Source organism: Clostridium sp. TJA032 (genome assembly GCF_058310275.1).
On record NZ_JBZEFB010000002.1, the window covers coordinates 213,118 to 232,318 of the forward strand.

Sequence of the window (19,201 nt, forward strand, 5' to 3'; positions counted from 1 at the left end):
ATATTTTTTAATATGTTATAAAACTTATAAATTAAAAGTCTCCTTCTATACCCTAATTTAACCTTATACCTTTTAGATATTTTAGTCAATTTTTACATTTATTATATTTAGCTATAATAGGTTAAATTTTACTTTTATTGCAAATAGAGTCTATATTACTATATATTTTCCTTTATTAATTGGAAATGCTCTTGCATATGCTTATATGCTAAATAAGCATCTCTATTTTTTATTGCTAAGTATATCTTTTCATGATAGTCTAAAAGCTTTCCCCTGTTTCTAATATCACTTAATATAGCTTTTCTTCCCTCACTTATAAATTTATCTACAAGCTCTGAAACTCCTTCTAATAAATTGCTTATAAGTACATTATTTGCTCCCCTTACAATAATGCTATGAAATTCACTATCTATTTTAACATTTTCTTCTTCATCTTTAGAGACCTTAAACTTTTCAACTAACTCACCAAGCCTTTTTAAGTCCTCTTCAGATATTCTCATTACAGATAAAAATATAGTAGATAATTCTAAAACCTCTCTTAACTCTAAAATATCTCTATTTGTTCCATTTTGAAGCATAAAAACTATAGAGAGAGGCTCTAATAATACATCATCAAAATCCTCTCTTATATAATTCCCTGCCCCTTGTTTACTTTCAATTAGACCAATTACCTCTAAAGCTCTCATAGCTTCTCTTATAGAAGTTCTACTTACTTGAAGTTCTTCAGCCATAACTCTTTCTGTAGGTAGCTTGTCTCCCTTCTTTATCTGTCCTATTCTAACCATTTCTTTTATTTGGTCCACAACCTGCTCATAAACTTTCATGTTTTTAACTGGTTTAAACATCCTAACAATCCTTTCTAAAATTCATATTACTTGGATTTATTCCCCTAATTATTTTATCAACTTCACAAAACTTATAACTAATTACTTATTTTTAATGATTTTATTATATCTTTTTTTATAATAAAAGTGAAACTTAAGACAAAAACATAATATTTTTTAATAGGCTTAAATCTTATATATTTAATAAAATTTAGTATTAAATAATATAAAATTTATAACCTTAAATCCTAAATTAAAAACTTCATTTATATCTACTTGAGAAAAATCATGTCCACTATTTTCTAAAGTAACTATTTTAACTTTATTCCCAAGGGCCTTACTTTCTTCATATAGTTTAACTGAATTGCTATAAGGAACTAACTTATCCTCTTTTCCATGAATTATTAAGGTATTTGGCAAATCACTTTTTAAATAATTTATAGGACTATATTTATCCATGTAATCTTTTATACTTTCACCCTTTTTCAAATCTTTTTCTGCATTTTTTATAGATTGATTTAAGTCAAAGGATGCCATAGACATATCTAAAGAACTTAAATCAGTTGGTCCAAAAAAGTCTACAAGATATTTTACTTTTGATGGGTATTTAGCTAATTCTTTATCATCAACAAATTCATTTTCTCCACTATAAGTTGCTAATAAAGATAAATGAGCTCCTGAAGAAACTCCTATAACTCCAATTTCCTCTGTATTAAAATCATATTTATCCTTATTTTTATAAACCCATCTTATAGAATCTTTAACATCAGAGGCTTGTTTTTCAAAATCAATCTTATTAGTGGCAAGTTCATATCCTACACTTATTATAGTGTAACCATCTTTTCTAAAGGAATCTAAAATCGGAGCTATTAATTCTGGTATTTCTTTATTACCATAAACCCAACTTCCTCCATGAACATATATAATTACTGGAGAACCATTTTTTAATTTTTTTTCAGGTCCATAAATATCTAAAGTTTCCTTTTTTCCTTTTGTATCTTTATAAACTACATCTTTAAAGTCCATATCTTCACTAAATTTAAAGTTTTTTATCTCCTCAACACTAGGTGGATTTTCCCTAAATTTTAAATATTCCTTTCCTATGTTTATGTAAAAACCTATTTGTCCTCGAAAATAAAAGGCTAAAGAACCTAATAGTAATAATATTATTAAAAGTATGATACTTAATGTTTTAAAAAACTTTTTCATTATATATCTCCTTTTCTTTTAAAATATTTAATTTAAAAAAAACAAATTAAAACCTTTTAATTTTAATTTGTTCTTAATAAAATAATATAAAATATCTAAGCTTTATAATTTATAAAAAGGTTACGCTTTATAAATTATTATACCCTTTTATAAATCTCTAATCCTTTTTTCATAAGAAATTTATATAATATTAAAGCTAATACTATTAAAATACTTATATCTATTAAAAATATAATTAATGGACTTTTAGTAAAAACTAAAAGCATGTTAAGACCTCCTAAAATTAATGAAATAAAAATTACTAATAGAGGTTTAAAATTATGACTATATAAATTTTTAGTATCTACCCAATGTAATTTAGGAGAAGAATAATCTAAAATCATCCCCAATAAAGATATTAAAATTATTGTACCAATTTGTAATAATATACTCATGAAAATTATTAAAATAGATGCTTTTAAATAAATTAATAGTATTATACCAAATATAAGTACTATAGAATTTACCACACAAGAAACTATAAGCTTACATTGTATCTGCAATTTATAATCTACAGGGATATACTTTGATATAAATATTTCCTGTCCTTCTCTACTTAAAGCTGTACAAGAAACAGAATTACTTGACACAGTTAATGCTGTTACTATAAATGTAGCTGATAATATTAATGTATCTCCAATTAATGAAATTATTTCTCCAAAGCTATTTCCATTTAAAAGAAAAATAATCATTAATATAGGCATATATATTGTCATTACAATACAATTTATAAAATTACTAGGTTCTCTTAAAATCCTTCTAATCTCTCTTAATACAATAGCCTTTCTTAAAGAATGTTTTACTGAAAAATTTTTATTATTTAATACATCTTTTTTTTCGCTATATACATTTAAATTTGTAGTTATAATTTTCTTATACATTGATTTTCCTAATGAATATAAAATCACTAAAGCTATAATTGATATAATAGCTAAACCAAGTAAATTTATTAATCCCTTTATTGAATTGCTATAAAGAAGTGCTTTTACACTAAAAGTAATATTTATAAATATTTTATTAGTTATATCTATTAAGTTAATTTTATTTTTTATTGATAAAGAAATACTTTCTTTATCTAAACCTAATGAATTTAAAGAGTATACAAATAAAACTATTATAATACCCAAAGTTGCAAAAGTTATCTCAAATACATTTTTATATTTAGATATATTTATAAAACTCATTAAAATCATTGTTATTAATATACAAAATACTATTAGTACAATTGGAAAAATTAAATAAACAGGAATAATCATAAGAAAATAGGAAATACTAGCCTTTATATTTAACCCATAATCTATTAAAGGAATTATTATAATACTTAAATACATATACATATCTACTAAGCAAGAAATGAATTTTCCCATAATTATTTCTTCACTTTTAAAAGGAAGAGAAAGCAATGGTTCTATATCCCTAGAAAAGAAAAATGAATCTAAAATATCATATATACCTAAAATAAGTAAAGAAAAGGAACCAATTAAGAATATAATTGAAAGAGGATATGCTTCTTGATTAATAAGTGCAAAATCTTGATAAATTGAGTCTATCATCTTTGCTATAGGCACAGATATACCTATTATTATTAATGTGTAAACTAAAGTTCCTAAGGCTTTAGACTTTATATTTTTAAAACAATTATCTAAAGTATTGCCTATAAAATATTTTAATAATAATGTAATTCTATTCATCTTCTGTAATCTCCAAAAACATTTTTTCTAAAGTTTCATCTGATTTAAATTCCTCTTTTAGTTCCTCTAACGTCCCAACAAAAATAAGTTTTCCATTTTTTATTATTCCTACTCTATTACATAATTTCTCTGCTACCTCTAAAACATGCGTAGAAAATAAAACAGTATTTCCTTCTTTCGCATGTTTTATCATCATTTCCTTTAAGATATATGAAGATTTAGGGTCTAATCCTGTTAAAGGCTCATCTAATATCCAAACACTAGGTTTATGAAGTAAAACACCCATTATTATTATCTTTTGTCTCATTCCATGAGAGTAACTTTGAATTTTATTTCCTAAGGAGTTAACCATATTAAATCTTTCAGCCAACTCCTTAATTCTTTTTTCTCTATCAGTTTTATTTACATTATAAACATCACCAATAAAATTAAGATACTCTATTCCTTTATATCTTAAAAACATATCAGGACTATCAGGAACATAGCCAAACTGCATTTTAGCTTCTACTGGCTTTTTATTTATATCAATATTATTTATCTTAACTTCCCCCTTAGTAGGTTGTATTATTCCTGTTATCATGTTTATTGTAGTTGTCTTTCCTGCTCCATTTGGTCCTAGTATGCCAAATATTTCACCATCTTTAATTTCTAAATTTAAATTGTTTACAACCTTTACACCTTTTGTGTATTCTTTTTCAATATCTTTTAAAACAATCATTTTCAAACACCCCTTAACCATTTAGTAACATTATTTTAACATATTAAACATATAATTTCATAATTTAAATATAATAATATATTTTCCTAATAGTTATAAAAATATTGTAATAAAAAAAGAAGCTTGATAAATTATATAATTTATCAAGCTTCTTTTTTATTAAGATTCCCTAGCATATGCTATACCTACACTCTTAACTCCTACATGCACTCCTATAACTGCACTTATTTCACCAATCATTGAATCTAAATCTAATTCTTCTTTAAGTCTTTTTGCTAAATCTCTAGCCTCATCTTCTGCTAATATATGACAAACAACAGCTTTTTTGATTCCTTTTTCTTTTAAATCATGTTTAACTACTTCAACAATCTTATCTATTGCTCTCTTTTTAGTTCTAACTTTATCCATTACAACAACAGCACCTTCTTTAACTGTTAGTATTGGATTTATTTTAAGCATTTTTCCAAATAAAGCTGCTGCTCCACCTATTCTTCCACCTTTTTTAAGGTTTTCTAAAGTTCCAGGAACAAATATTATTTCAGATTCTTTAATAGTATTTCTAACTATTTTTGAAACTTCATCAAAATCTTTTCCCTCCTGTGCAGCCTTAGCTCCTTCTAAAACTCCAATTCCAAGTGCCATTACGGAAGTTTGAGAATCTATAAGGTCAATTTTAACCTCTGGATACTTTTCTAATATCATCTCTTTTATAATATGTGATGTTGTATATGTTCCACTTAATTTAGATGATATAAATGCAGCAACTATATCATCACCTTCCTTAGCAAACTTTTCAAAAGCCATATAAAATTCATCCATAGGTGGTTGAGAAGATGTTGGAAGTTTATCACATTTAGCTAATTCATCATAAAAAGCTTCACTATCAATATCAACTTCCTTATAAGTTTCTCCATTCATTATAACGCTTAAAGATACTATCTCCACTCCATACTTTTCTGCTAAATCTTTTGGTATGCAACTAGTACTATCTGTAATTACTTTAACAGCCATATATTCCTCCTAAAACTTAAATACGTTATTTTATAGCTCTCTTAGATTTCCCTATATTAAAAATTCCTCTAATAGTGCCATTTTATATTTATGCCTTTTTCTATATTATATTTTATTTCATAATATATTTATATTAATAATCTATTATTCATTTTAACATCTAATTTAAATTTGTAAAACTCTTTTCAATACAATAATTACTTTATTAAACATATTTATGTAAAGATACAAAGTTTCAAATTTAAGAATTTTTTAATTCTTTTATTAAATCTCTAAGTTCAGCGGCTCTCTCAAATTGAAGATTTTTAGCAGCCTCTCTCATTTCCTCTTCATACTTATCTATAAGTGTTTCTATAGGAATCTCTTTATCCTCTACCTTTTTAATTTCTTCTTTAATGTCCTCACTAGAAACCTTAGTAGCTTCTATTACATCTCTAACTCCCTTAATTACTGTAGTTGGAATAATATTATGTTCCTTATTATATTCCCTTTGAATAATTCTTCTTCTTTCAGTTTCTTTAATAGATTTTTCCATAGATTTAGTAATATTGTCTGCATACATTATAACTTTACTTTCTGAATTTCTAGCTGCTCTTCCTATAGTCTGTATTAAAGAAGTTTCTGACCTTAAAAACCCTTCTTTATCAGCATCTAATATAGCAACTAAAGCCACTTCTGGTATATCTAAACCTTCTCTTAAAAGATTTATTCCTATTAAAACATCAACTTCACCAAGTCTTAGTTCTCTTATTATCTTCATTCTTTCTAAGGTATCTATATCAGAGTGCATATATGTAGCCTTTACCTTTAAATCTTTTAAGTACTTAGTTAAATCCTCTGCCATTCTCTTTGTAAGAGTTGTTATAAGAACCCTAAAGCCTCTTTTAACTGTTTTTTGTATTTCGCTATATAGGTCATCAATTTGACCATTTATAGGTCTTACTTCGATTATAGGGTCTAAAAGACCAGTAGGCCTTATAATTTGTTCAGCAATAACTTTAGAATTATCTAATTCATACTGTCCTGGAGTAGCACTTACAAAAACCACTTGATTTATTTTACTTTCAAACTCACTAAATTTAAGTGGTCTATTATCAAAAGCACAGGGCAACCTAAAACCAAAGTCAACTAAAGTAGTTTTTCTTGACCTATCTCCAGCATACATAGCTCTAACCTGCGGAAGTGTAACATGACTTTCATCTATAAACATTAAAAAATCCTCTGGAAAATAATCAAGTAAAGTCTGTGGTGGAGTCCCTGGCATTCTTCCATCTAATATTCTTGAATAGTTTTCTATACCTTGACAATACCCCATTTCTCTAATCATTTCAATATCATAATTTGTCCTTTGCTTTAACCTTTGAGCCTCTAATATTTTATCTTCAGCATTTAACACCTTTAATCTGTCCTCTAATTCATCCTCTATTACCTTTATTGCTTTTTCTAAAGTTTCTTCAGAAGCTGCAAAGTGAGATGCTGGAGTTATACTAACATGTTGCCTTTCACCAATTATATTTCCTGTTAATACATCAAACTCTCTTATTCTATCTATCTCATCTCCAAAAAATTCAACCCTAATTCCCTTAGATGAAGAGGATGAAGGAATTATATCTAAATTATCTCCTCTAACTCTAAAAGTTCCTCTAGCAAAATCTATGTCATTTCTTTCATACTGTATTTCTATAAGTTTCTTAATAACCTCATCTCTATCTTTAATCATTCCAGGTCTTAAAGATATTGTAAGCTTTCTATACTCCTCTGGGTTACCAAGACCATATATACAAGAAACAGAAGCAACTATTATTACATCTCTTCTTTCTAAAAGTGCAGAGGTTGCTGAATGACGCAACTTATCAATTTCATCATTTATAGATGCATCTTTCTCTATAAATGTATCTGTTTGAGGAACATAGGCCTCTGGTTGATAGTAGTCATAATATGATACAAAATATTCTACTATGTTATCTGGAAAAAACTCCTTAAATTCAGCACAAAGTTGAGCTGCAAGAGTTTTATTATGAGCTAAAATAAGCGTTGGCTTTTGAGTTCTTTCTATAATATTTGCCATGGTAAAGGTTTTTCCTGAGCCTGTAACCCCTAAAAGAGTTTGTCCTCTATTACCAACTTCAATAGAATCAACTAGTTTTTCTATAGCCTGTGGTTGATCGCCTGTTGGCTTAAACTTTGAATGTATTTTAAATTCTCCCATAAACTTTTCCTCCTAAATTAAAATAACTGTATCTTAAATATTTTCTAAAATAGAATATCAAGATACAGCCAATTTAAATTTACTTATCCTTGCTAGCTTTTTTTAATTTTTCTAAAAACTCATCTATTTCCTTCTCAAAAGAAACGCCCTTCGGAACTAAAACTATACCAAACTGACTTCTACCTTCTTCACTAGTAATTGTATAATCTCTTATTTCATTTTTTCTATTTTTAATTTTAATATCTACTCCATAAATATTATTTTTTAAAGCTAAAAATATATCCTTTTCATTTTTTGGTTTTTGCCCATTAATATTAACTATTCTATCTCCACCTCTTATACCCTTTTTATAAGCTATAGATTTAGGTAAAACATCTAAAATACATATTTCATTACTATTAGAGAAATATATTCCTTTTCTCTTATCTTCAATAATATATTCAAATTTAACCTTTAACTCATAAATAAATGGAATTATTAAAGTTAATATTACTGTTAATAAATAACTTTCACGAAAGACATAGGCTAATATTATAACTACTAATCCATAAATTATATTTATAACTCCAGATTGAATTAATTTTCCTTTTTTACTAGTAGTAAAAGTAACTCCTTCATAAGAAATAGCCCCATAAGAAGCCATTATTCCTATAGATAAAGCTCCAATTAAAATTTTATCTAAATTATCATTTAAAAAAGGTAAGTATGTAGGAATATCTTTAATTTCATTAATTATATAGCCATCATTTCCACCTAAAAAAATTATTAAGCATAAAGGTATCATCCAAAATCTTCTAAAGGCAAACCCACCTAATAAAACCCCATTTTTTTGAGTGAAAACAGGTAAATAACCTTTATCTCCATCTAAAATTATTAAAATTCCTTCTGTTATTGCAAAAGTACCAATTAAGGCTAAAATACCTGTTAAATTAATAGAAAAATTTAAATCTTCTCCTAAGTATCTAGTTAATATATCTAATAAAACTACTATTATACTTATTATAACGGCTATATATGAAAATTTCATAAACCTACTTTTATATAAAATTGAAATTATAGAAACAGTTAAAATAACATTTATAAAAAAGCTATTTTCAAAACTTATACCTAGAAAGGCTAGTATAGTACTAGCTATAACTCCTCCTACTATTCCTATTAATATTTGTAATAAAGTCATTTCGAGAGGAGATTGCAAACTCCTCCCAAGCATTAATTTTTGCATAAGAGCTACTTTTTTATTTTTAAAATAAAAAATAACAACAATTATAAGTAACATTAAAGACAAGGTAGGACTTATTAAGGCATATGATATGCCCTTTATAACTTCTGTAAGTAAATTCATCTTAAGTCCTCCAAAATTTCATTTATTTTATCTCTTTTTGTATAACCTCTAAAGCCTTATTAAATTGAGGGTCATTTTCTCTATTATAAGGTTTTTCAGTAAGTTCCTCTGGATATTCAACAACTATATTAGGCTCTATACCTTTTTTATGAATATTTTCTCCATTTGGTGTGTAATATTTTGAAATAGTTACCTTTAAAGCAGTTCCATCTTTTTCTTTTCCTATTTTATCTAAAACCACTTGAACTATTCCTTTACCAAAGGAAGTTGTTCCAACTAAAGTACCTAAATTATAATCTCTTATAGCCCCTGCTACAATTTCTGAAGCTGAAGCCGTTCCACCATCAATTAAAACAACTAAAGGCATTCCTTGAGCTATGCCTCCTTTAGATACATTTTCTTCTTTATTTCCATATTTATCAATTGTTGAAACTATAACCTTATCCTTTGGAACAAAATTTGATACTAAATCAACACATTCTTTCATAAATCCACCAGGATTTCCTCTTAAATCAAGAATTAATCCTTTCATTCCTTTATCTTCTAAGGATTTTAATTGAGTTTCAAAATCCTTAGCCGTACCTTCATCAAAGCCTAAAACTTTTATATACCCAATATCACCATCTATCATTTCACTTTTAACATTAACTGATTTTATGACATCTCTCATAACAGAAACGTTAAATTCGCCTTTACCTTCTCTATATAATGTTAATTCTATGTTTTCTTTTGTAGTTCCTTTCATCATAGAAACAGCCTTTTCTAAATCTTTTCCTGTAACAGGCTCCCCGTTTATTTTTAAAATAACATCTCCTGGCTCTATACCAGCCTCTTGTGCTGGACTTCCTTCAATAGGAGCAACAACTGTTATTTTACCATCTTTAACAGCTACTTGAATTCCAATCCCCATATAATTTCCTTGACTTTTTTCCTTAAAATCTGAAAATTCTTTTTCATTCATATAATATGTGTATTGATCTCCTAAGGAAGAAACCATGCCCTTTATAGCACCTTCTGTTAACTTAGCCTCATCAATTTCTCCATCATAAAACCTATAAAGCATTTCTCTAACATCTAAAACCTTCTTAAAATTATCTGTATCATTTACTTTATCTAATGAAGCTTGAACTGACTTAACATTAGTTAAGGGTAAAACTCCCCAAGCTGTTAATCTATTTCCTGCATATATAGATATACCAACAATTAAGACTAAAGCAAGAGACATAGATAAAACTCTTACACTTTTTTTCTTTTTGAAATTATTAAATTTTTCCTTCTTTTCATCATTACTATGACTCATAAAAACCTACCCTTCCAAAAAAAAGCTTAAAATACGCTATATTAAATAGTTTACGTATTTTAAGCTTTTTATATTCTATATTAGATATTAAACGTCTAAGAATTTTCTTAAAGCTATTATACTACCTACTGCACCAATAACAATACCTGCTAGTATAAACTGCCATGACATTGTTGTTAAAACGTACATAGGTGGTACAAATTGTGGCATATATAGTGATGATGATGATACTATCTTATCATATAAGAAACTATAACCTGCAAATAGTAAAATTGTTGAAAGTATTCCACCTATAAGCCCGATTATTACCCCTTCTATAACGAAAGGCCATCTTATAAACCAGTCAGTAGCACCTACAAATTTCATTATTCCAACTTCTCTTCTTCTTGAGTAAACTGTAATCTTTATTGTGTTTACTATTAAGAATAATGATACACCAACAAATACTATACCTAGAACTAAACCTACTGTGTTAATAACTTTTACAAAGGAGTTTATAGTTCCTATAAGCTCTTCATCATTACCAACATCTTCTACTCCAGCCATATACTTATTATCTGGCTTCATGGCACTTTCTACATTTGTTGCTACATCAGTATTTTCTAATCTTACTATATAAGAAGCTGGTAGAGGGTTGTTTTCTTTACTATACCCAGCTAAAATTTCCTTATTGTATTCACTTGAATCCTCCATTTTAGCAAAAGCATCATCTTTAGATTCAAATTCTATTTCTTTAACCCCTGAAATAGTTTTAAGCTTTTCTTCTATAGCTTGTTTTTGTTCTTTTGTGGCATCATCTTTAAGGAAGACCTTAACCTCAACCTTATCTTGAACATCTGTAACCCCATTTTTAACATTTAATGCAGTTAATAAAAATGCTCCAAATATAAATAATGTTGTAAGAACTGTTGCTACTGAAGCTATACTTATTGTTCTATTTCTTTTTAAACTCTTGAAAGCATCTGATATGAAATATCCTATAGTACTAAACTTCATATTCATATCCTCCTTTCTGAACATCACTAACAACTTCACCTTTATCTATAGCTATAACTCTCTTTTTCATTGAGTTAACTATGTCTTTAGCATGAGTAGCCATAACTACTGTTGTTCCTGCTTTGTTTATATCATCAATTAATTCCATTATTTCTTTAGCTGTTTCTGGGTCTAAGTTACCTGTAGGTTCATCAGCTATTAAAACTTTTGGATTATTAACTATAGCTCTAGCTATTGAAACCCTTTGTTGTTCTCCACCTGATAATTCATTTGGAAACATCTTATATTTGTTTGATAATCCAACTAATGATAACACCATAGGAACTCTTTTTCTTATTTCCTTAGGTGAAGCACCTACTACTCTCATTGCAAAAGCGACATTTTCATAAACGTTTAGAGTTGGTATCAACCTAAAGTCTTGAAATACCATACCTATCTTTCTTCTATGATAAGGTATTTGTCTTCTCTTTATTTGAGATAAATCTTCATTTCCCATAACTATGTTTCCTGTTGAAGGTTCAACTTCTTTTAGTAACATCTTTATGAAAGTTGATTTACCTGCACCACTAGGTCCAACTAAAAATACAAACTCACCTTTATCAATATTTATATTGACATTTGTAAGCGCTTTAACATTTTTATTATAGACCTTGCTAACATTCCTAAATTCTATCATTGTTAACACTCCTTAATAACTTTTTTCTACTCAACAAATTAAGATTTAAATAACTATTTTTTTCACAAATATATATAAATTTCCCCGATTGCTATCAACACTAATCTTTTTTATTTTACCCTACTTTCCTACATTAATCTACTTAATTTTTGTTAATATTTGATACATTAATGTAAAGCAACTTAATTATAACATAATCAACTTCTACATTTCTACTAAATCAAGAAAACCCTCACCAAATACTTCTTTAGAATCTGTTACTGTAATAAATGCTTTCTTGTCTATTTCTTTTATTTTTTTCTTAAGATTTATAAATTGACTTTTATTTACAACTACATAAATAAGAGTAACACTTTCGTTTGTGTATCCTCCTGTACCTTTTATTTTAGTACATCCTCTTTCGATTTCTTTCATTATTACTTGAGAAATTTCTTCACTTTTTTCACTTATAATTAATAGTTGTTTGCATGAATTAAATCCATCTATTATTTTATCTATTAATGTTCCCATTATGAAAACACCAATTAATCCAAAAAGTGCCTTATCAACTCCAAAAACTAAAAGAGCACATAAAACTACAACACAATCTGCACATAAAAGAGATTTTCCTATTTCTATATGTAGATATTTATTTAATATCTTAGCAACAATAGCCGTTCCTCCAGTTGAAGAGTTTTGACTAAATACTAAGGCTATTCCAAAAGCTCCTATTACACTACCAAAAATAGTAGCTAAAAGCATATTATTTGTTATAGCAAAGGTTGGAAGAAAGCTTTCTATTAAACTTATACTTATAGATAATCCAAAAGCGGCATATAAACTACGACCACCAAAACTTCCACCAATAAGCCAAAAAGCTAATATAAATAATATAACATTGGCAATATTCATAAATAAACCTTGAGGCATACCCGTTACTTTGTTTATTACTAAAGCTAATCCTGAAATTCCTCCAGCTGCTATATCATTTGGATAATAGAAATATTCTAATGATATAGCTAACAAAAGAACTCCTATAGTAATTATTGCATATTCTTTTACTGTTTTTTTGCTAATTTTCATCTCTAAACCCCCTCTTCTTAAATTTATTTAATTTTATATCCCCATTTTAAGAAATAAATAAGCTATATTTTATCCCTCAATTTTTAATATTAACATTTATATTCATATTTTGGCAATAAAATTCAATTTAATACATTTTATTTCTATTTATAAAAAAAATAGCATGAGAAAAATACTCATGCTATTTTAGATAATATAAACTATTTCTTTAAGTTCATTGCTTTTTTAGTAGCCTTTACAGCTTCTTCTGAAGTTAATCCATAAGCTTTTAATAATTCGTCTGGTTTACCACTTTCTCCAAAAATATCCTTAACACCAACTCTTACTACTGGTACTGGATACTCACCTGCTACAACTTCAGCTACTGCTGAACCTAAACCACCAATTATATTATGTTCTTCTAAAGTAACTATAGCTCCAGTTTCTTTAGCAGCTTTTAATATAAGTTCTGAATCTATAGGTTTAATAGTATGGATATTTATTAATCTAGCATTAATTCCTTCTTTAGCTAAAGCTTCAACAGCTTCTATAGCTACATCTACCATTATACCTGTTGCAATTAATGTTACATCATTACCTTCTTTTAATTCTATACCTTTTCCAATTTCAAACTTGTACTCTGGTCTATCATTTATTACATTAACTCCAGCTCTTCCTAATCTTACATAGCAAGGTCCGTTAAATTCAGCAACAGCTCTTATTGCAGCTTCTGTTTCAACTGCATCTGATGGGCATATTACTGTCATATTTGGTATGCTTCTCATTAAAGATAAATCTTCTATAGCTTGGTGTGATGCACCATCTTCTCCAACTGTTAATCCAGCATGAGTTGCACATATTTTTACATTTAATCTTGGGTAGCATATTGAGTTTCTTATTTGCTCAAAAGCTCTTCCAGCAGCAAACATAGCAAAAGTACTAGCAAATGGAATTTTTCCACAAGTTGATAGACCTGCTGCTACTGACATCATGTTTCCTTCTGCAATACCCATATTTATAAATCTTTCTGGACATGCTTTTTTGAAATCAGCAGTTTTAGTTGATTTTGAAAGGTCTGCATCTAAAACTACTATATCTTTGTTTTCACTAGCTAGTTTAGCTAATGCTTTTCCGTATGCTTCTCTAGTTGCTATTTTTTTAGCCATTAGTTGTCCCCTCCGATCTCTTTTATAGCTTGCTCACATTGCTCTTTAGTTGGAGCTGTTCCATGCCAAGCTGCTTCATTTTCCATAAATGAAACACCCTTACCTTTTACTGTGTTACAAACTATGCAAGTTGGTGCTCCTTTTGTACTCTTAGCTTTTTGTATAGCATTTATAATTTCTTCGTAATCATGTCCATTTATAACTATTACATTCCATCCGAAAGCTTCAAACTTCTTGTCTATTGGACATGGACTCATTACTTCTTTAATATCACCATCTATTTGTAATCCATTAAAATCAACAAAGGCAGTTAAATTGTCTAATCTGTAGTGAGCTGCTGACATAGCTGCTTCCCAAACTTGACCTTCTTCTAACTCTCCATCTCCTAAAATAGTAAATACTCTGTAATCTTTATTATCTAATTTTCCAGCTAAAGCCATACCTACAGCTGCTGAAATACCTTGACCTAAAGAACCAGTTGACATATCTATTCCTGGTAAGTCGTTCATATTTGGATGTCCTTGAAGGTTTGAACCAAATTTTCTTAAAGTTTTTAACTCTTCTGGATCAAAATATCCTCTTCTTGCTAAAGCACTGTATAATACTGGTGCTGCATGTCCCTTTGATAAAACGAATCTATCTCTATTTGGATCCTTTGGATTTTTTGGATCAATATTCATTTCATCAAAGTATAATACTGTTATTATATCTGCTATTGATAAAGATCCACCTGGATGTCCTGATGCTGACTCTGTAAGCATAGTTACTATGTCTTTTCTTATAACCTTAGACATGCTTTTTAACTCTTGTATCTTGTTGCTCATAATGACCTCCTGTACATTTATGTAAACTTTTTTTAAAATATTGTTTTACCTTTTTACAAAGTTCATTCTATCATAAAACCTTAACTTTTCCTATAGGAATTTTTTATTTATGCTAATCTTTTTATGCTTTTTGCTTTCATTAAGAGTATGCTATTTGTATAATAGGCTACTCTATTTCTCTTTAAAATTCCTCCCTTAAAATCATCTTTTTAAGATTAAATACTATAATAGTATATCCTGGATAAATTTTTATATGAAAAAGTTTTAATTAGAGTAACACATTAATACTTTTAATACTATACAAAAATTATATCGATTACACCCTATTATTTTTTTAATTTTATATATTATTAGCTAAAAAAACCTTGAAAATTCCTTTTAAAATAAAATAGAACTAGAAAATTTCTAGTTCTATTTTTTATAAATTTAAACTTATTAACAAAGATTTATTTACTTTTTTCATATCTTCTTCTGTCATATGTCCTATTTTTTCTTTTAATCTTTTTTTATCTAAAGTTCTTATTTGTTCTAAAAGAACAACAGAATCCCTATTTAATCCATATTCCTCTGAAGAAATTTCTACATGTGTCGGCAATTTAGCCTTATTTATTTGTGAAGTTATAGCCGCAACGATTACAGTTGGACTATATCTATTTCCTATATCATTTTGTATTACTATAACAGGTCTTATTCCTCCTTGCTCAGAACCAACTACAGGACTAAGATCTGCATAAAATATATCCCCTCTTTTTACACTCAAACCAGCCATTTATATCACACTCCGCAAAGCCATGTCTCATATTCTAATTGATCAAAATATTCTACAGAAGTTGCTTCTTCAGCGTATTGAGAATTTATTAAAGCCATAGCCTTATACCCTTCTTTCATAGCTTCATAGAAGTCCTCTTCCTTTTTATCCTTACTATATGTTATTAAATTTGTCCCTTTTAATTGACTAAAATTTTCTATTTTTTTTTCTTTTTTTGAATTTTGTTTGTTAATCTTTGATACTGACATGTACATCACTCCTAAATGTAAAAAGAGTTATAAAATTATGTATAGATTATATTACAAAATATGCCACCTTGTCAAAGATTTCATCTTACGTAAATGATATTTTTTGACAGAATATTTACTATTAAACTTATTTACCAATTACTTTATTTAAAATATATTAAATATGTAAAATTCATCTTGAGATTTATTTAATATTGTGATTGCTTTTTTAGCAATCACAGTATTAATTAATTTTTTACTTCACTAAAATTATCAAATCTTATAGAAATACTTTCTGAGTCATTCCTACCATATATTGTAGCCTCTTTAGGAATTCCCCTTTTAGCATCTATAATCATTACTTCTTTTTTAAAATTCTCATTCCCATTTAAATTGTTAAATTCTAAAACTATTTCTGTCTTTTCTTCTTCGTCTTTCCATTTGTAAGTAAATTCATGTTCCTCATTGCACAAATTTTTAAGTTCATTTATAAACATAAACCTATAAAATTCGTCATAATCTCTTGAAACTTCATATGTTTTTTCATCATTAAAGTAATTTATTAATATTTTATCTTCTTTAAAAAATTGCTCTCTATCCTCTAAAACAATTTTTGTACCTACTTCTTCATCATAATAAATTCTACCTTTTTCTTGGAACTGTCCTCTAGAGTTTTTAACAACATAAGTTATATCTGTTTCATATGAACTCATAGAGAACATGTTTTGTAAAATTTCTTCCTTTGTTTTCTCATGATTTTTTTGATAAATAGCTAAAGAACTTACAACTGCAAAGATTACAATTAACAATACAACTAATATAGTATTTCTTTTGCCTTTCATAGAAATCCTCCCACCTGAAATCTTATACCTTACATACTATTAATTAGTAATCTTTTTTATTCTATTTATAAATTAATTCTTTAATTTTATTAGGAATATTATAAATAACATCCATAGCACTTACCGAAAAGTTATCTTTAGAAAGTTCCTCTCCTATATATCCATGTATATAGGCTCCTAATATTGTAGCATCAAAAGCTTTTACTCCTTGTGATATTAAAGATGATATAATTCCTGTTAAGGTATCCCCCATACCTCCAGATGCCATCGAACTATTTCCAGTAGGATTTATAAAAACCCTTTCTCCATCTGTTATAACAGTATTGTATCCTTTTAATAAAACAACTACCTCATACTTTTTAGCAAACTCTTTTGCTACATAAATTCTATTTTTCTCAACTTCTTCAATACTAACATTTAATAACCTTGCCATTTCTCCTAAATGAGGTGTAAGAACAATTTCCCCCTTAAAATCTTTTAAAATATTCTCATTCCCCTTTAGTGCATTAATTCCATCTGCATCTATTACAATACTCCCACTATAATTTTGTAATAAATCCTTTAATATATTAAATGTTAATTCTCTATTACCCATACCTGGTCCAAAAGCTATTGAATTAGCCTTGCTTAAAATTTCTAAATAATTATTTCTTTCATTGTAATTGTCAGTCATAGCCTCATTTAATTTAATTGACAATTCCTTTTGAATTTCTTTATCTGTAAAAAGTGTAACCAATCCAGCTCCTGTCTTTATAGCTGCATAAGTTGCCATGTAGGAAGCTCCACCAAACCCTAAACTTCCTGCAAATATTAAACATCTTCCATAGGTGCCTTTATGACCATATATCTTTCTATAAGGAAATTTTTCCTTTATATATTCTAAATCTGAAAATTTTATTTTCTCTGAATGTTTATCTACTATCTTTTTTGGTATACCTATATCTACAATCTTTACATCACCTAGATATTTAAAGCTTTCATAATTTAAAAATCCCACCTTATAAACTTGAAAACTTATAGTTTCCTTAGCTTTAACTGCTGTTTTTAAAGCCTCCCCACTATCAGCATTTAACCCTGAAGGAATATCTATTGATATAGTGTGTTTGCTATTTTCATTTATACAATTTATAGCTTCAAAATATATACCAGAAACTTCTTTATTAAGTCCTGTTCCGAAAATCCCATCAATCACTATCTCACTATTTTTAATATTTTCTTTTAATACCCCTAAATCACTTTTATTAGAAACATCCTTTATATAACATCCTGTATTTTCTAATATAGAAAGATTAATATTGTAATCTAAAGACCCCTCTTTTTCTTTCTCTAATATATGTACATAAACTTTTTTACCTTTATTTAATAGATGTCTAGCAATACCTAAGGCATCACCACCGTTATTGCCTCTTCCAGAAATAATGGTAAAACTTTCATTTGTTGTGTCTAAATTTTCTAAAAATTTAATTACTGCGTTTTCCATTAAAACTATACTTGGCATATTAAAATCTTCTATATATTCTTTGTCAATATTTCTTATACTTTTAACACTACATATTTCCAAATTAATCACCCTCCAAAACAGAATATGCTATTGCATTACTATTATTATGAGAGATGCTTAAATTTATCCTTAAAGAATTATTTTTAGCCAACTTTTTTCCAATTTCTTCTGCCCCATTATATAAATTAACCTCTGGTTTTCCTAATTCATTTCTAAGAATTTCAATATCCCTAAAAGAGAACCCCCTTATACCGGTTCCTAAAGCTTTGCTCATAGCTTCCTTAGCTGCAAAATTTCCAGCTATAACCTCACTATTCATATTTCTACTAATAAAATACTCTATTTCTTTTTCAGTAAATATTTTTTTTAAGAAATTCTTATTTTTTTGAATAGCTTGTCTAACTCTTTCTATCTCAATTATGTCTACACCAACACCTAATATCATAGAGTCCTCTCCCCTTAATAATTAATTATATTTATCTACTATGATACTACTAGAAAGAAAAATCAGCTACTGAATTATCTACTGTTTCACCTATAACATCTATTAGATGTATAGGTGAAACTTCATACTTGTGTAACTTATTAACTAATTCTTCTACCTTATCTTTATTTGGAGATATTTTAATTACAGAATCTCTTTCTATATTAATTACCTCATCTTCTTTAAAATCTTTTCTTTCAACTTCTATTCCATAAACTAGTTCTTCTTTAAAATATGTTTCCACTAGTCTATAACAGAACTTATAGCACTTATCTTCGACACTTATTTCCTTATACAGATTTTTTACAATTTTCATTTAATTTCCTCCCTAT

19 protein-coding genes are annotated in these 19,201 nt (G+C 27.6%); all 19 read right to left on the reverse strand.

Translation table 11 applies throughout. The annotated features are described in order from the left end of the window. Positions 1 to 158: 158 nt before the first annotated feature. A complete protein-coding gene (locus AC4FRL_RS08035) occupies positions 159 to 845 on the reverse strand; it encodes a FadR/GntR family transcriptional regulator (protein WP_491139706.1) in 687 nt (228 codons plus the stop codon). Positions 846 to 1,025: 180 nt separating this feature from the next. After that, on the reverse strand, positions 1,026 to 2,033 hold the full coding sequence (locus tag AC4FRL_RS08040; RefSeq protein WP_491139707.1) for an alpha/beta hydrolase fold domain-containing protein: 1,008 nt from the start codon (positions 2,031 to 2,033) through the stop codon (positions 1,026 to 1,028). Positions 2,034 to 2,170: 137 nt separating this feature from the next. Next, positions 2,171 to 3,763, reverse strand: coding sequence for a putative ABC transporter permease subunit (locus tag AC4FRL_RS08045; RefSeq protein WP_491139709.1), 1,593 nt, complete (start codon positions 3,761 to 3,763; stop codon positions 2,171 to 2,173). After that, the gene (locus AC4FRL_RS08050; RefSeq protein WP_491139711.1) at positions 3,756 to 4,481 is read right to left on the reverse strand and encodes an ABC transporter ATP-binding protein; all 726 of its coding nucleotides are present in this window, start codon (positions 4,479 to 4,481) and stop codon (positions 3,756 to 3,758) included. The genes AC4FRL_RS08045 and AC4FRL_RS08050 overlap by 8 nt, the downstream gene beginning before the upstream one ends. Before the next feature lie 159 nt (positions 4,482 to 4,640). Then, on the reverse strand, positions 4,641 to 5,492 hold the full coding sequence (locus tag AC4FRL_RS08055) for a DegV family protein (protein ID WP_491139712.1): 852 nt from the start codon (positions 5,490 to 5,492) through the stop codon (positions 4,641 to 4,643). A gap of 241 nt (positions 5,493 to 5,733) precedes the next feature. Then, complete coding sequence (uvrB, locus tag AC4FRL_RS08060; protein ID WP_491139714.1) at positions 5,734 to 7,701, reverse strand: excinuclease ABC subunit UvrB; 1,968 nt, start codon at positions 7,699 to 7,701, stop codon at positions 5,734 to 5,736. 79 nt (positions 7,702 to 7,780) lie between these two features. Next, positions 7,781 to 9,043, reverse strand: coding sequence for a PDZ domain-containing protein (locus tag AC4FRL_RS08065; RefSeq protein WP_491139716.1), 1,263 nt, complete (start codon positions 9,041 to 9,043; stop codon positions 7,781 to 7,783). Positions 9,044 to 9,065: 22 nt separating this feature from the next. Continuing rightward, the gene (locus AC4FRL_RS08070) at positions 9,066 to 10,343 is read right to left on the reverse strand and encodes a S41 family peptidase (protein WP_491139718.1); all 1,278 of its coding nucleotides are present in this window, start codon (positions 10,341 to 10,343) and stop codon (positions 9,066 to 9,068) included. Between the two features lie 87 nt (positions 10,344 to 10,430). Next, complete coding sequence (gene ftsX, locus AC4FRL_RS08075; RefSeq protein WP_491139720.1) at positions 10,431 to 11,339, reverse strand: permease-like cell division protein FtsX; 909 nt, start codon at positions 11,337 to 11,339, stop codon at positions 10,431 to 10,433. Beyond that, complete coding sequence (gene ftsE / locus AC4FRL_RS08080; RefSeq protein ID WP_491139722.1) at positions 11,329 to 12,015, reverse strand: cell division ATP-binding protein FtsE; 687 nt, start codon at positions 12,013 to 12,015, stop codon at positions 11,329 to 11,331. The genes ftsX and ftsE overlap by 11 nt, the downstream gene beginning before the upstream one ends. Before the next feature lie 204 nt (positions 12,016 to 12,219). Next, positions 12,220 to 13,077, reverse strand: a complete 858-nt coding sequence (locus tag AC4FRL_RS08085; protein ID WP_491139723.1) for a YitT family protein — start codon at positions 13,075 to 13,077, stop codon at positions 12,220 to 12,222. A gap of 200 nt (positions 13,078 to 13,277) precedes the next feature. Next, positions 13,278 to 14,222: a transketolase family protein gene (locus AC4FRL_RS08090; protein ID WP_491139724.1), complete on the reverse strand. Its 945-nt coding sequence runs from the start codon at positions 14,220 to 14,222 to the stop codon at positions 13,278 to 13,280. Continuing rightward, entirely contained in the window at positions 14,222 to 15,046 is an 825-nt protein-coding gene (locus AC4FRL_RS08095; RefSeq protein WP_491139726.1) for a transketolase, read from the reverse strand. The genes AC4FRL_RS08090 and AC4FRL_RS08095 overlap by 1 nt, the downstream gene beginning before the upstream one ends. A 418-nt stretch (positions 15,047 to 15,464) precedes the next feature. After that, the gene (locus AC4FRL_RS08100; RefSeq protein WP_491139727.1) at positions 15,465 to 15,815 is read right to left on the reverse strand and encodes a type II toxin-antitoxin system PemK/MazF family toxin; all 351 of its coding nucleotides are present in this window, start codon (positions 15,813 to 15,815) and stop codon (positions 15,465 to 15,467) included. 5 nt (positions 15,816 to 15,820) lie between these two features. Beyond that, on the reverse strand, positions 15,821 to 16,063 hold the full coding sequence (locus AC4FRL_RS08105) for a hypothetical protein (RefSeq protein WP_491139728.1): 243 nt from the start codon (positions 16,061 to 16,063) through the stop codon (positions 15,821 to 15,823). 227 nt (positions 16,064 to 16,290) lie between these two features. Beyond that, positions 16,291 to 16,884 carry a germination lipoprotein GerS-related protein gene (locus AC4FRL_RS08110; protein WP_491139729.1) on the reverse strand — a complete coding sequence of 198 codons (594 nt, stop codon included), beginning with the start codon at positions 16,882 to 16,884 and terminating at the stop codon, positions 16,291 to 16,293. 61 nt (positions 16,885 to 16,945) lie between these two features. Then, entirely contained in the window at positions 16,946 to 18,445 is a 1,500-nt protein-coding gene (locus AC4FRL_RS08115) for an NAD(P)H-hydrate dehydratase (protein ID WP_491139730.1), read from the reverse strand. 1 nt (position 18,446) lies between these two features. Continuing rightward, positions 18,447 to 18,830: a holo-ACP synthase gene (acpS, locus tag AC4FRL_RS08120; RefSeq protein WP_491139731.1), complete on the reverse strand. Its 384-nt coding sequence runs from the start codon at positions 18,828 to 18,830 to the stop codon at positions 18,447 to 18,449. Positions 18,831 to 18,879: 49 nt separating this feature from the next. Continuing rightward, a complete protein-coding gene (locus tag AC4FRL_RS08125) occupies positions 18,880 to 19,185 on the reverse strand; it encodes a DUF6514 family protein (protein WP_491139732.1) in 306 nt (101 codons plus the stop codon). Positions 19,186 to 19,201: the final 16 nt, after the last annotated feature.